Origin of the sequence: Bradyrhizobium sp. B124 (genome assembly GCF_038967635.1) — a bacterium.
GTDB lineage: Bacteria > Pseudomonadota > Alphaproteobacteria > Rhizobiales > Xanthobacteraceae > Bradyrhizobium.
On sequence record NZ_CP152413.1, the window covers coordinates 1,802,499 to 1,815,025 of the forward strand.

Sequence of the window (12,527 nt, forward strand, 5' to 3'; positions counted from 1 at the left end):
CACCTTGGGGCTCATCCGCCGAGCGTCACGTTGATCTGCTGGCCGCCGCGCACCAGCGTGATGCGCCAGATCCGCGACCCCGCCTTCGATACCTTGTCGAGGTCGCTGGTTCGCACGATCTTCTCATTGTTGACGGCAAGAATGATGTCGCCCTTCTGGAAGCCGACATTGGCGGCCGTGCCGTCGTCGGCGAGCTCGGTGACGACGACGCCCTCCGCGCCGGCGTCGAGATGCAGCTCATCGGCCAGCGCCGGCGAGATGTTGGCGACCTTGGCGCCCTGGAACGGCGAACGCGCGGTCAGCACGATCTCGTCGCGGTTGGTGTCGGGCGCGGTCTCCAGCGGCACGGTGAGCTTCACCGGCTTGCCGGCGCGCTGCACCTCGATCTCCGCGTTGCCGCCGAGCGGACGGGTCGCGAAGCGGTAGTCAAACGCATTGGGATCGTCGATCGGCGTGCCGTCGATCCCGACGATCAGATCGGACAGTTTGAGCCCGGCCTTCGCCGCCGGGCTGTTCGGCGCGACATTGGCGACCAGCGCGCCGGTCGGCAGCTTCAGCCCGAGTGTCTCTGCGATCTCCGGTGTGACGGCCTGCAGCCGCGCGCCAAGCCATGGCCGCTTCACCGCCTTGCCGCCGCTCTTGGCGGAGGCCACCACCACCCGCACCATGTTGGCGGGGATCGCGAAGCCGATGCCCTGCGAACCGCCGGAGCGCGAGAAGATCGCGGTATTGATGCCGGCGAGCCGGCCGGTCATGTCGACCAGCGCGCCGCCCGAATTGCCGGGATTGATCGCCGCGTCGGTCTGAATGAAGAATTGATAATCCGTGATCCCGACTTGAGTGCGCGCCAGCGCCGAGATGATGCCGTGCGTCACGGTCTGGCCGACGCCGAACGGATTGCCGATCGCCAGCACGACGTCGCCGACCTGCAGCTGATCCGAATTGGCGAAGTCGAGCGTCGCGAACTTCTCCTTGTTGGTGCCCTTCAGTCGCAGCACCGCGAGATCGGTGCGGCTGTCCTTCAGCACGATCTCGGCCTCGTATTCGCGCTTGTCGGCGAGCGAGACCTTCACCTGGTCGGCGCCCTCGATCACGTGATTGTTTGTGACCACGAGGCCGGAGCCATCGACCATCACGCCGGAGCCAAGCGAGCGCTGCATCTGCTCGGGCTGCTGCCCCGGGACGCCGAAGAAGCGGCGGAAGATCGGATCGTCCAGAAACGGATTGCGGTTCTGCACGGTCTTGGCAGCGTAGACATTGACCACCGCCGGCTGCACCCGCTGCACGATCGGCGCATAGGACAATTGGAGCTCAGCCTGCGAGGACGGCACGCGGCGGTCCTGGGCCGCGGACGGGGACAGATTCCCCATGAAAGCCAATGTGCACAGAGCGGATATGGTAGCGAAGCGGACAGGTCGGAGCATTCTTACCTCTCGTAGAAACGCCGGAATATAGGCGTGTTCGCCGGGCAATTGAAGGGCGCCCGGCCGGATAACTGGCCCCCGCCGGACCGGTGCAAAACCGGCGGCAGCCGCGTTGAAGCGCGCCGCCAAACTTCTATGATGACTGTCATCTCACTGCGCCGCTCCGCTTGTTGCCTGCGGACAACAAGCGGAACTGCGATGCCAGGCGGCGCTGTCGTGCGTCAGTCACGATCAACTCCTAGGACGTTTCAGTGAGTGAGTGGGGAATTCAAACACAACAGGGGTGCACAATGGGTGCGACAAAAGTTGGTGCAATCGCCATAGGGCTCGCAGGGGCGCTCGCCGCCTCGCCGGCCTATTCGCAATCGGCCGGAGGCGGCAGCGACGCGGAGATCGCGCTGCTGAAGCAGCAGCTGAAGATGCTCGAGCAGAAGCTCGACAAGCTGCAGAAGCAGACCAATGCCAATACCGCGACCGCAGCCAGCGCGAACGCCAACGCGAAGGCGGCGGATGCCAAGGCCGCGCGGGTCGCCAGCGCCAACGCCGCGATCCCGGTCAAGGGCCCGGTCGCGCCGTCGGGCGTCGTGGTGACGCTGCCGAACAACCGGCCGACGATCTGTACTGCGGATGAACAGAACTGCGTTGCGATCACGAGCCGCGTGCACTGGGATGTCGGCGGTTACGACTATCGTCCGAACACCGCGAGTACCTCGCCGCAGAAGCTCGACAGCGGCGAGAACCTCCGCCGCGCCCGCATCGGCATCGTCGGCAAGTTCTTCGGCGACTGGAATTACGCGCTGATCTACGACTTCGGCGGCTCGTCCGACGGCTTCGGCGGTGCGGCACCGGGATCGCTGCCCGGCGGCGGCACCTCCGGCGTCGAGAATGCGTATCTGAGCTACACCGGCTTGAAGCCGTTCGGCGGCAAGATGGCGATCGAAGGCGGCATCATGGACCTGCTCTGGACCATGGACGAGTCGACCAGTTCCAACGACATCCTGTTCATGGAGCGCGCCTCGGCCGGCATCATCGCGCAGAACGTCGCGGCCGGCGACTTCCGTTCCGCCATCGGCACCCGCTGGTGGAACGACCAGCTCTGGCTCGGCGGCTATGCCACCGGACCGACCACCGGCCAGATTCACTCGGCCTCCAGCGTCACCCCGGCCGGATCATCGGAGCAGTATGGCGCGGTGGTCCGCGTCGCCGGCAATCCGATCAGCGGCAAGGACTATTCGGTGCATATCGGCGCCGATGCGGAATGGCTGGTGCAGCCGCCGCGCAATCAGCTGACGCAGGCGCAGACGCTCACGCTGAACGACCGGCCCGAGCTGCGCATCGACCCGACGACGCTGATCTCGACCGGTGCGATCGCCAACGTCTCGGGCGCGCAGGTCTACGGCGTCGAGGCGGCAGCGACCTACGGCCCGTTCATCGCGCAAGGCGAGTACTATTGGTTCAATGTCGACCGCTCCGCGAATACCGGGCTGCCGCCGTTCGGCGCGCCGAGCCTGAAATTCGACGGCGGTTACGCGCAGGTCGGCTACGTGCTGACCGGCGAGAACCACGCCTATAATCCGGCCACGGCTTCCTACGGCGGTATCAAACCGCACGATCCGTTCTCGCTTGCCGGCGGCGGCATCGGCGCGTGGGAAATCGCCGGCCGCGTCAGCATGATGAACCTCAACGATCAGGTCGGCCAGGCCGTCGGCATCGCCGGCGGACGGCAGACCGTCTACACCGCCGCGCTGAACTGGTACGTCAACAACAACGTCCGCTTCATGCTGAACTACCTGCACGGCGACATCGCCAAGCAGGCTTCGGCGACCTCGCCCGTGGATGCCGGCTCGAAGTTCGACGCGGTCGCGCTGCGCACGCAGGTTGCGTTCTGACACGATCTGATCAGCGCCGATAACAATGGCCGGGAGCGACACGCCGCTCCCGGCCTTCTTCATTACAAATTGTCAGGCCGCGCGCTTTGACTTCTTCACGACGACTTCCGGCGCCGGCGCGCAGGACAGCCGTTCCTGATGGCCCTCGCCCCAGGCTTTCAAAATATCGATCACCGGACGCAGGCTCTCGCCGAGTTCGGAGAGCGTGTATTCGACCCGCGGCGGCACCTCGGCGTAGACCTTGCGGTTCACGAGGCCATCGTCCTCGAGCGCACGAAGCTGCTTGGTCAGCATGCGCTGGGTGATGCCGGGCATCCGCCGCCGCAACTCGCCGAAGCGCTGGGTGCCGGCCTGCAGGTGATACAGGATCACGCCCTTCCATTTGCCGTCGATCAGGTCGAGCGCCGCCTCGACCGCGCAGCCCGGCCGGCGCGCGAAATTCTTCCGTTTCATCGGTAATTTCCCAATAGTATACAAACAGGGACTAGTTCCCTGATTTTACAGTACTTGCCAAAAGGACGCCAGCACGACAGTTAAGGCGGCAGGCAATCGCCCACCACGGAGACTAGGCATGAAGGCCGTCGGATATCAAAAATCGCTGCCGATCGAGGCGGCGGATTCGCTCGTCGATTTCGAGATCGCCAAGCCCGAACCGAAGGGGCGCGACATCCGCGTCGCGGTGAAGGCCATCTCGGCCAACCCGGTCGACTACAAGGTGCGCAAGCGCGCGGCGCCGACCGACGGCAGCTACAAGATCCTCGGCTTTGACGCGGCCGGCGTGGTCGACGCCGTCGGGCCCGACATCTCGCTCTTCAAGCCCGGCGATGAAGTGTTCTACGCGGGCTCGATCCAGCGCCAGGGCACCAATTCGGAATTTCATCTGGTGGACGAGCGCATCGTCGGCAACAAGCCGGCATCGCTCTCGTTCGCGCAGGCCGCCGCCCTGCCCCTGACCTCGATCACCGCGTGGGAGCTGCTGTTCGACCGGCTCGGCGCAGTGCCGGGCAAGAGCGTCGATCCGCGCACGCTGCTGATCACCGGTGGCGCCGGCGGCGTCGGCTCGATCCTGATCCAGCTTGCGCGCCGCCTCACCGGGCTGACCGTGGTTGCGACCGCGACGCGGCCGGAGTCTCAGAAGTGGTGCCGCGATCTCGGTGCGCATGCGGTGATCGACCACTCGCAGCCGATGAAGGAGCAGATCGAGAAGCTCAAGCTGCCGCCGGTCGGCCTCGTCGCCAGCCTCACCTTCACCGACCAGCACTACAAGTCGATCGCCGACTTCATCGCGCCGCAGGGCAAGTTCGGCTTGATCGACGATCCCGCCGAATTCAACGTCGCCGCATTCAAGGGCAAGGCGGTGTCGGTGCACTGGGAATCGATGTTCACGCGCTCGTCGTTCCAGACGCCTGACATGATCGCGCAGCATCATCTGCTGAACGACGTTGCCGACCTGATCGACAAGGGCGTGCTGCGCACCACGCTCGACCAGACTTTTGGCACCATCAACGCCGCCAACCTCAAGCGCGCCCATGCGCTGCTGGAGAGCGGCAAGTCGCGCGGCAAGATCGTGCTGGAGGGCTGGTAAGCACAAATGTGTAGGGTGGGTTAGCGCGGCGTAACCCACCACCTTTTTTGCTCTGCGAACGGCGGGTTACGCTGACGCTAACCCGCCCTACGCACCGACCAATTCGCGAGATATCCCCACAGGCCGGCGCGTGGCTTTGCCAAAGCCATGACATCGCCTGTATGATTTGCGCAACGATCACCCCGTCCTCAATCCGGCCGCGCGAGACGCGGCCGGAACGGTGGTGACGCCCCAAGGGGATACATGGCGATGGGAGGAAACCGATGAGTTTGCTCACGGCCGATCCGTCGCGGATCGATCCGGAGTGGATGACGCGGGCGCTGCGCGCTGCCGGTGTGATCAACCAGGTCAGGGTCGTCGATCTCGCCTGCAAGCCGGTCGGCAATGGCCTCGTCGGCGACAGCTACCGATTTCATCTGAGCTATGACGGCGACGAGCCGAACGCGCCCGCAAGCGTCGTCGGCAAATTCCCGGCCGCGGATCCCGACAGCCGCCGATCCGGTTCCGCGCACACGCTTTATGTCCGCGAGGTCGCGTTCTATCGCGAGCTGGCGGCCACCGTCGACATTCACACGCCGCGGCCGATCCTCGCCGAAATCGATCCGGCGACCGACGACTTCACACTGATCCTGGAAGATCTGGCGCCCGCACGCCCGGGCGACCAGCTCGCCGGATGCGCGATCGCGGACTGCCTGACGGCGATGCGTGAGGCCGCCGCGCTGCATGCGCCGCGATGGAACGACCCGACGCTCGACGCGGTGCAATGCTTCGTGGTCGCCGCAAGCCGGCGCAGGGATCTTCGCGCGGTGCTGCCCGGCATCATCGGTCACTACGAGGAGCGATATCACGGCGTGATCGAGCCGGAATTCCTGGATCTGATCGACCGGCTTCCGGACGCGATACCGCGCTACCAGTCCGATCGATCGGTGCCGCGAACGCTGCAGCATGCGGACTTCCGGCTCGACAACATGCTGTTCGAGGTGCGCGGCAACACCCGTCCGATGGCCACGCTGGACTGGCAGACGCTGACGGTGGGGCCAGGCATCGTCGACGTGGCTTATTTCCTGTCGGCCGGTATCGATCCGTCCGAACGGCGGCTCCATGAAGCCGACCTGGTGCGGTTCTATCATTCCGAGCTGATCCGGCGCGGCGTGCGGGACTATGGCTGGGATGATTGCTGGCGGGATTACCGGCGCTACACGCTGCATGGCATCATGATGGGCGTCGTCTCGGCGCTCAGCGTCCAGCGCTCCGAGCGGGGCGACGCACTGTTCCTGAAAATGACCCGTGGCGCCTGCGCGCAAGCGCTGGACCACGACAGTTTTTCATACTGGCAGGACTGAAGCGCTATCGGGCGAAATCGTCCGCGTGAAGACAACGCGTCAAGACAGCGAAAGGGATCGGCGTGCTCAACAAACTGGACGACTTCCCCATCCACCAGACGCCGGAGCCGATCGCGGTTCCCTCGACCAGCGACCGCAATGTCTATGACCGAACCTGGTTCAACGGCTACACCGCGGACGGCGCGTATTATTTCGGCATCGGCATCGCGATCTACCCGCACCGCAAGATCCTCGATTGCGCCTTCAGCGTGGTGGAGCGCGGCGGACGTCAACATTGCTTCTACGGTTCGCGGCGGGCGCCGCTTGAACGCACCGAGATGCAGGTCGGCCCGTTCAGGCTTGAGGTCATCGAACCGATGCGGCGGACGCGGGTCGTGCTCGACGACAATGCGACGGGCCTCGCCTGCGACCTGACCTTCTCAGCGCGCACGGCCGCGATCCAGGAAGCGCGCCAGACGCTTTGGTCCGGCGACCGCCGCGCGATGGATTCGACCCGGTTCGACCAGTTCGGCCGCTGGAGCGGCGTCGTGCGCCACCCCGACGGCGAGATCAAGGTCGACAATCACACCTGCTACGGCACCAAGGATCGCTCCTGGGGAGTTCGCAATGTCGGCGAACGCGACGTCGGCGGCGCGCCGATGCCGCCGCCGAGCGTGTTCTTCCTCTGGGCGCCGTTGGTCTGGGACGACCACATCTCGCACGCCATCTTCTTCGACGGGACGCAGGGCGAGGCGCTGGTCCGCGAGGGCATCACCGCGCCGCTCTACCGAAGCGAGGCCGAGATCCCCGGCGTCGTCGATGGGCGCGACCGCCGCATGGCGACCGCGCGGCACCGCGTCAAATACGTCCCGAACACGCGCCTTGCGCAGTCAGCCGAGATCGACCTGGTCGACATCGACGGTCACACCTCGACCATCGCGCTCGACCCGATCCTGAAATTCCAGATGAAGGGCCTCGGCTACGGTCATCCGCAATGGGGCCAGGGCATGTGGAAGGGTGAGCTCGAGATCGGCGGCGAGTCGTTCGATCCTGCAACGCTCGATCCGCTGGCTCGCGAGAACGTGCACGTGCAACAGGTGGTGCGCGCCCGCCAGGGCGACCGGACCGGAATTGGCGTCCTCGAGCAGATATGCTTCGGCCCCTATCACCCGTCAGGTTTCAGCGAGTTCCTCGACGGGGCCAAAGCCTAGCTCGGCACAACGCCCTCGACGAAGATCAGCCGGCGGTCCAACGCGGTCCGCCGATGCTTGAGCGCCTCGGCGTATTCCGGTGACGCGTACCACTCGCGCAGCCGCGCCATCGACGGGAATTCGACGACGATGATGTTCTTTGGCGGCGGTCCGCCTTCCACCGCTTCGGCGGCACCGCCGCGCACGAGATAGCGCCCGCCATACTGCGCGATCGCCTTGGCCGCGATCGTGCGATAAGCCTCGAAGCCTGCGGCGTCCCTCACGTCGACCTCGGAAATCACATAGGCTGACATGGCCGCGCCTCAGGCGATGGTGTTGACGATGCCGCCCTCGGCGCGCAGCGCCGCGCCGTTGGTCGCGGAGGCCTGCTTCGAGCAGACATAGACGACAAGGTTGGCGATCTCCTCGGTGCTGGCAAAGCGCTGCAACAGCGAGGTCGGCCGGTGTTGCTTGACGAAGTTGGAGGCCGCCTCCTCGACCGACTGGCCGTTCTGCTTGGCAAGATCCTTGACGAAGGTCTCGACACCTTCGGACATGGTCGGTCCGGGCAGCACGGAGTTGACGGTGACGGCGGTGCCGCGGGTCAGCTGCGCGAGCCCGCGTGCGATCGCCAGCTGCGCGGTCTTGGTCGTGCCGTAATGGATCATCTCGGTCGGGATGTTGAGGCCGGATTCCGAGGAGATGAAGACGATGCGGCCCCAGTTGCGCTTCAGCATGCCCTGCATGTAACCGCGCGACAGCCGCACGCCCGACATCACGTTGACCTCGAAGAAGCGGCTCCAGTCCTCGTCGGGAATGTCGAAGAAGCCCTTCGGCTCGAAGATGCCGGCATTGTTGACGAGGATGTCGACGTCAGGCAGCGCGGCGAGCAACGCCTTGCAACCGGCTGACGTCGAGACGTCGGCCGCAATGCCGCGGACCTTGGCGCCCGGCACCGCCTTCTCGATCGCGGCGACCGCCGCATCGACCTTGGCTTGACTGCGGCCGTTGATGACGACCTCGGCGCCGGTGTCGACCAGCCCCCTCGCAATAGCGTTGCCGATGCCGGCGGTCGAGCCGGTCACCAGCGCAGTCTTTCCGGAAAGGTCGATTCTCATGGCTTCATCTCCATTGATGCTGACCGAGATATCGGGCGCGGCACGATGCACTGCAATTGCATCTCACCGACGCGTGAGGAGGTAGAACACACCTCGTCGTCCTGGCGAAAGCCAGGACCCATTGCCACCGCAGGTGATTATGAGAAGGATTTGAGCCCCCAGCGTCGCGCAACAATTGAGATTTGGGGTAATGGGTCCTGGCTTTCGCCAGGATGACGACTGGGATGGACCGTGGCCAAACAAAAACGGCGCCCGAGGGCGCCATTTTCAAAACCTTGGCTCAAGAGCGGCTTACGCCGCCTCGGCTTCCTTGTCCTGGGTCGGACCGGAGTCCTGGCCCTTGGCATCGACGTCGCGGTCGACGAACTCGATCACGGCCATCGCCGCGTTGTCGCCGTAGCGGAAGCCGGCCTTGATGATGCGGGTGTAGCCGCCCTGGCGGTCCTTGTAGCGGGTCGCCAGCGTGTCGAACAGCTTCTTGACCTGGTCGAGATCGCGCAGCTCCGAGATCGCCTGGCGGCGCAGGGCCAGCCCACCCTTCTTGCCGAGGGTGACGAGCTTCTCGACGATCGGCCGCAACTCCTTGGCCTTCGGCAGCGTGGTGACGATCTGCTCGTGCTTGATCAGCGCGGCCGCCATGTTGGCGAACATCGCACGCCGATGCTCGGCGGTGCGGTTGAGCTTCCGATGAACCTTGCCGTGACGCATTGACTATTCCTTACTTTGTAATCTGCCGCGACGGTTCGTCGGACATGTTGCTCAGGTGGGCTGCCTGCGTTCGCCCGTTGGAATCATGGCCGGGAGAGCCCGGCCATGATGATTGAATCGGATCAGTAGTGATCCTCGAAGCGCTTGGCGAGCTCGTCGATGTTCTCCGGCGGCCAGCCCGGCACTTCCATGCCGAGGTGCAGACCCATCTGGGCCAGCACTTCTTTGATCTCGTTCAGCGACTTGCGGCCGAAGTTCGGGGTACGGAGCATTTCCGCTTCCGACTTCTGCACGAGGTCGCCGATGTAGACGATGTTGTCGTTCTTCAGGCAGTTCGCCGAACGCACCGACAGCTCGAGCTCGTCGACCTTCTTGAGGAACGCCGGGTTGAACGCGAGATCGGGGATGATCTCCTGCGTGACTTCCTTGCGCGGCTCTTCGAAGTTGACGAACACGTTGAGCTGATCCTGCAGGATGCGCGCGGCATAGGCCACCGCGTCCTCCGGCGTGATCGCGCCGTTGGTCTCGATCGTCATGGTCAGCTTGTCGTAGTCGAGGATCTGGCCCTCACGGGTGTTCTCGACCTTGTAGGAGACCTTGCGGACCGGCGAGAACAGGCTGTCGACCGGGATCAGGCCGATCGGCGCATCCTCGGGACGGTTGCGCTCGGCGGCGACATAGCCCTTGCCGGTCGCGACCGTGAACTCCATGCGGATCTCGGCGCCGTCGTCCAGCGTGCAGAGCTGCAGGTCGGGATTGAGCACGGTGACGTCGCCGACGGTCTGGATGTCGCCGGCGGTGACGGCGCCCGGGCCCTGCTTCTTCACGACCATGCGCTTGGGGCCTTCGCCCTGCATCTTGATCGAGATGTCCTTGATGTTGAGGACGATGTCGGTGACGTCTTCACGGACACCGGCAATCGAGGAGAACTCGTGCAGCACGCCGTCGATATGCACCGACTGCACCGCCGCGCCCTGCAGCGAGGACAGCAGGATGCGGCGCAGCGCGTTGCCGAGCGTCTGGCCGAAGCCGCGCTCGAGCGGCTCGGCGACCACGGTGGCGAACCGGCTCGCGTCCGAGCCCGGCGTCACCTGCAGCTTGTTCGGTCGAATGAGTTCTTGCCAATTTTTCTGGATCGTCACTTGTTCACCCATGGGCCAGTCGTTGGGCCCGTCGAATGGCCGAACCTGGCGTTGGAGATCGCGGAACAGTCCGCGCGGTCAATTCCGAAAACGATCGCAGGGCGGCAAGATGCCGCCCGCGATTTACAGATCAAACGCGCCGACGCTTGCGCGGACGGCAGCCATTGTGCGGGATCGTGGTCACGTCGCGGATCGAGGTGACGGTGAAGCCCGCAGCCTGCAGCGCACGGAGCGCCGACTCACGGCCCGAACCCGGGCCGGCCACTTCAACCTCCAGCGTGCGCATGCCGTGTTCCTGCGCCTTCTTGGAGACGTCTTCAGCCGCGACCTGCGCGGCATAGGGGGTCGACTTGCGCGAGCCCTTGAAGCCCATCGTGCCGGCCGACGACCAGGCGATGGTGTTGCCCTGCGCGTCGGTGATGGTGATGGTCGTGTTGTTGAACGACGAATTCACGTGCGCGATGCCGGAGGCGATGTTCTTGCGTTCGCGGCGACGTACGCGGGTGGCTTCCTTGCCCATTTCAAACCTTTCCTGTGATCTCAACGCCGCCGTAGTGCCAGCGGCTACACCTCAAAACGCAAATGGCGAGTAGCGAATTTTCGATTCGCTACCCCCCACCTGCAATTCGTAAAACTTACTTCTTCTTGCCGGCGATCGCCTTGGCCGGCCCCTTGCGCGTGCGCGCATTGGTGTGGGTGCGCTGGCCGCGCACCGGCAGACCACGGCGATGACGCAGGCCGCGATAGCAGCCGAGGTCCATCAGCCGCTTGATGTTGATGCCGACCTCACGACGGAGGTCGCCCTCGACCAGATAGTCGCGGTCGATGACTTCGCGGATCTGCAGGACCTCCTGGTCGGTCAACTGGCTGACACGACGGTCCGCCGGGATCTTGACCTTCTCGATGATGTCGGCCGCGTTCTTCTGGCCGATACCATGGATGTACTGAAGCGCGATCAGCACGCGCTTGTTGGTAGGAATGTTGACGCCGGCAATACGGGCCACGGACTTCTCTCCTGTCGCCGATCCATCACGGATGCGGGCTTCTCAAGTTCTTGCTCTCTGCGGGCTTGTGTCCACAAACGCGAACACGACGCCCTTCCCCTCATGTCCTTCGGGGCCCGGCATCGTCATAAAACTATCCAACTTGGATGCGGGGCTTATTAAAGGATTCATGTCGGTTTCGTCAACCGCTCCTAGCGTTTAGCTCGCTTTTTCGTGAGCTTTTTTGCTGCCTTTTTGGCGGCTTTTGCCCCCTTCCGGGCATTCGCGGCACGGGCGGCCTGCTTTGCGGCCTTCTTCACGGTCTTCCTGGCCGGCTGCTTCGCAGTTTTCTTGCCAGCATTCTTGGCAGCTTTGCCCTTGGAGGCCAGCTTTGAGGCCCCCTTGGCGGCCTTACGGGCCGGTTTGGCGGCCGTCTTGGCCGATTTAGCTGCCTTCTTGGTCGGCTGCTTCGCGGTCTTCCTGGCTGTCTTGGACACCTTCGAGGCGCTCCTGGCTTCCTCGTGCTCCTTCGGTTCCAGCGCGCCGAGCGCAGTCAGGATCCGGTTGATCTCGCGGGTGACGTGCTCGATGGTCATCATGCCGTCGACCGTCAGAAGCTTCCGCCGCTCCGAGTAATAGTGAATCAGCGGTTCCGTCAGCGAGCGGTACTGCGCCAGGCGCTTGGTCAGCACTTCCGGCGTATCGTCGAGGCGCACTTCCTCGCCGCGCGCGCGGGTTTCCTCGGCACGCTTCTCGACGCGGGCGAGCAGCGCGCTCTCGTTGACGCGCAGCTCGACGACGGCGTCGAGCTTGAGGTGCTTTTTCCGGAGCAGCTCGTCGAGGGCCTCCGCCTGCGGCACGGTGCGCGGGAAGCCGTCGAGAATGAAGCCCTTCTTGGCGTCGGGCTCCTCGATTCGGTCGGCGATGATTCCCACCACGACCTCGTCGGGAACCAGCCCGCCATTGGACATGATCTCCTTGGCCTGCAAGCCGACCGGAGTGCCTGCGGCAGCGGCCGCGCGCAGCATCTCGCCGGTCGAGAGCTGAACGATGCCATGCCGGTGCACCAGCCGCTGCGCCTGGGTTCCCTTGCCCGAGCCCGGCGGCCCCAAAAGGATCAATCTCATATCTGTTTCGCCCCCCGGCTAGGTGGGCGACGTCCGCAC

The 12,527-nt window shown here is 64.7% G+C and carries 13 protein-coding genes; 4 read left to right on the top strand and 9 right to left on the bottom strand.

The window, feature by feature from the left end; genetic code table 11:
* Window positions 1-11: 11 nt before the first annotated feature.
* Complete coding sequence (locus tag AAFG13_RS08645; protein WP_212309654.1) at window positions 12-1,370, bottom strand: DegQ family serine endoprotease; 1,359 nt, start codon at window positions 1,368-1,370, stop codon at window positions 12-14.
* A 344-nt stretch (window positions 1,371-1,714) separates the two neighbouring features.
* On the opposite strand from AAFG13_RS08645, the gene AAFG13_RS08650 reads away from it, so the two are divergent.
* Window positions 1,715-3,313, top strand: coding sequence for an OprO/OprP family phosphate-selective porin (locus AAFG13_RS08650; RefSeq protein WP_212309655.1), 1,599 nt, complete (start codon window positions 1,715-1,717; stop codon window positions 3,311-3,313).
* A gap of 72 nt (window positions 3,314-3,385) precedes the next feature.
* Here AAFG13_RS08650 and AAFG13_RS08655 read toward each other — a convergent pair whose 3' ends face one another.
* Window positions 3,386-3,766: a helix-turn-helix domain-containing protein gene (locus tag AAFG13_RS08655; RefSeq protein WP_212309656.1), complete on the bottom strand. Its 381-nt coding sequence runs from the start codon at window positions 3,764-3,766 to the stop codon at window positions 3,386-3,388.
* A 118-nt stretch (window positions 3,767-3,884) separates the two neighbouring features.
* Here AAFG13_RS08655 and AAFG13_RS08660 point away from each other — a divergent pair, with 118 nt between their 5' ends.
* The 3 genes from AAFG13_RS08660 (at window position 3,885) to AAFG13_RS08670 (ending at window position 7,431) form a co-directional block, all read left to right on the top strand.
* Window positions 3,885-4,898 carry a zinc-binding alcohol dehydrogenase family protein gene (locus AAFG13_RS08660; protein ID WP_342711760.1) on the top strand — a complete coding sequence of 338 codons (1,014 nt, stop codon included), beginning with the start codon at window positions 3,885-3,887 and terminating at the stop codon, window positions 4,896-4,898.
* A 263-nt stretch (window positions 4,899-5,161) separates the two neighbouring features.
* Complete coding sequence (locus AAFG13_RS08665; RefSeq protein ID WP_342711761.1) at window positions 5,162-6,241, top strand: phosphotransferase; 1,080 nt, start codon at window positions 5,162-5,164, stop codon at window positions 6,239-6,241.
* 62 nt (window positions 6,242-6,303) lie between these two features.
* Window positions 6,304-7,431, top strand: coding sequence for a hypothetical protein (locus AAFG13_RS08670; RefSeq protein ID WP_342711762.1), 1,128 nt, complete (start codon window positions 6,304-6,306; stop codon window positions 7,429-7,431).
* On the opposite strand, the gene AAFG13_RS08675 is transcribed toward AAFG13_RS08670, so the two are convergent.
* The 7 genes from AAFG13_RS08675 to AAFG13_RS08705 all read right to left on the bottom strand — a co-directional run bounded on the left by AAFG13_RS08675 (window position 7,428) and on the right by AAFG13_RS08705 (window position 12,488).
* Window positions 7,428-7,724, bottom strand: coding sequence for a DUF1330 domain-containing protein (locus tag AAFG13_RS08675; RefSeq protein ID WP_212309660.1), 297 nt, complete (start codon window positions 7,722-7,724; stop codon window positions 7,428-7,430). The two genes, AAFG13_RS08670 and AAFG13_RS08675, sit on opposite strands and share 4 nt — an antisense overlap.
* A 9-nt stretch (window positions 7,725-7,733) precedes the next feature.
* Window positions 7,734-8,528, bottom strand: a complete 795-nt coding sequence (locus AAFG13_RS08680; RefSeq protein WP_342711763.1) for an SDR family oxidoreductase — start codon at window positions 8,526-8,528, stop codon at window positions 7,734-7,736.
* Window positions 8,529-8,819: 291 nt separating this feature from the next.
* Complete coding sequence (rplQ, locus tag AAFG13_RS08685; protein ID WP_097675083.1) at window positions 8,820-9,236, bottom strand: 50S ribosomal protein L17; 417 nt, start codon at window positions 9,234-9,236, stop codon at window positions 8,820-8,822.
* 122 nt (window positions 9,237-9,358) lie between these two features.
* Window positions 9,359-10,390 carry a DNA-directed RNA polymerase subunit alpha gene (locus AAFG13_RS08690; protein WP_092114981.1) on the bottom strand — a complete coding sequence of 344 codons (1,032 nt, stop codon included), beginning with the start codon at window positions 10,388-10,390 and terminating at the stop codon, window positions 9,359-9,361.
* Window positions 10,391-10,508: 118 nt separating this feature from the next.
* On the bottom strand, window positions 10,509-10,898 hold the full coding sequence (rpsK, locus tag AAFG13_RS08695; RefSeq protein WP_006021048.1) for a 30S ribosomal protein S11: 390 nt from the start codon (window positions 10,896-10,898) through the stop codon (window positions 10,509-10,511).
* 115 nt (window positions 10,899-11,013) lie between these two features.
* Entirely contained in the window at window positions 11,014-11,382 is a 369-nt protein-coding gene (rpsM, locus tag AAFG13_RS08700; protein ID WP_173637151.1) for a 30S ribosomal protein S13, read from the bottom strand.
* A gap of 191 nt (window positions 11,383-11,573) precedes the next feature.
* Entirely contained in the window at window positions 11,574-12,488 is a 915-nt protein-coding gene (locus AAFG13_RS08705) for an adenylate kinase (RefSeq protein WP_342711765.1), read from the bottom strand.
* Between the last annotated feature and the right edge of the window lie 39 nt (window positions 12,489-12,527).

Coding starts and splice junctions, on each gene's coding strand:
- rplQ (WP_097675083.1), bottom strand. CDS start 9,236: ATGCGTCACGGCAAGGTTCATCGGAAGCTCAACCGCACCGCCGAGCAT.
- AAFG13_RS08705 (WP_342711765.1), bottom strand. CDS start 12,488: ATGAGATTGATCCTTTTGGGGCCGCCGGGCTCGGGCAAGGGAACCCAG.
- AAFG13_RS08650 (WP_212309655.1), top strand. CDS start 1,715: ATGGGTGCGACAAAAGTTGGTGCAATCGCCATAGGGCTCGCAGGGGCG.
- AAFG13_RS08655 (WP_212309656.1), bottom strand. CDS start 3,766: ATGAAACGGAAGAATTTCGCGCGCCGGCCGGGCTGCGCGGTCGAGGCG.
- AAFG13_RS08690 (WP_092114981.1), bottom strand. CDS start 10,390: ATGGGTGAACAAGTGACGATCCAGAAAAATTGGCAAGAACTCATTCGA.
- AAFG13_RS08680 (WP_342711763.1), bottom strand. CDS start 8,528: ATGAGAATCGACCTTTCCGGAAAGACTGCGCTGGTGACCGGCTCGACC.
- AAFG13_RS08645 (WP_212309654.1), bottom strand. CDS start 1,370: ATGGGGAATCTGTCCCCGTCCGCGGCCCAGGACCGCCGCGTGCCGTCC.
- rpsK (WP_006021048.1), bottom strand. CDS start 10,898: ATGGGCAAGGAAGCCACCCGCGTACGTCGCCGCGAACGCAAGAACATC.
- AAFG13_RS08665 (WP_342711761.1), top strand. CDS start 5,162: ATGAGTTTGCTCACGGCCGATCCGTCGCGGATCGATCCGGAGTGGATG.
- AAFG13_RS08675 (WP_212309660.1), bottom strand. CDS start 7,724: ATGTCAGCCTATGTGATTTCCGAGGTCGACGTGAGGGACGCCGCAGGC.
- AAFG13_RS08660 (WP_342711760.1), top strand. CDS start 3,885: ATGAAGGCCGTCGGATATCAAAAATCGCTGCCGATCGAGGCGGCGGAT.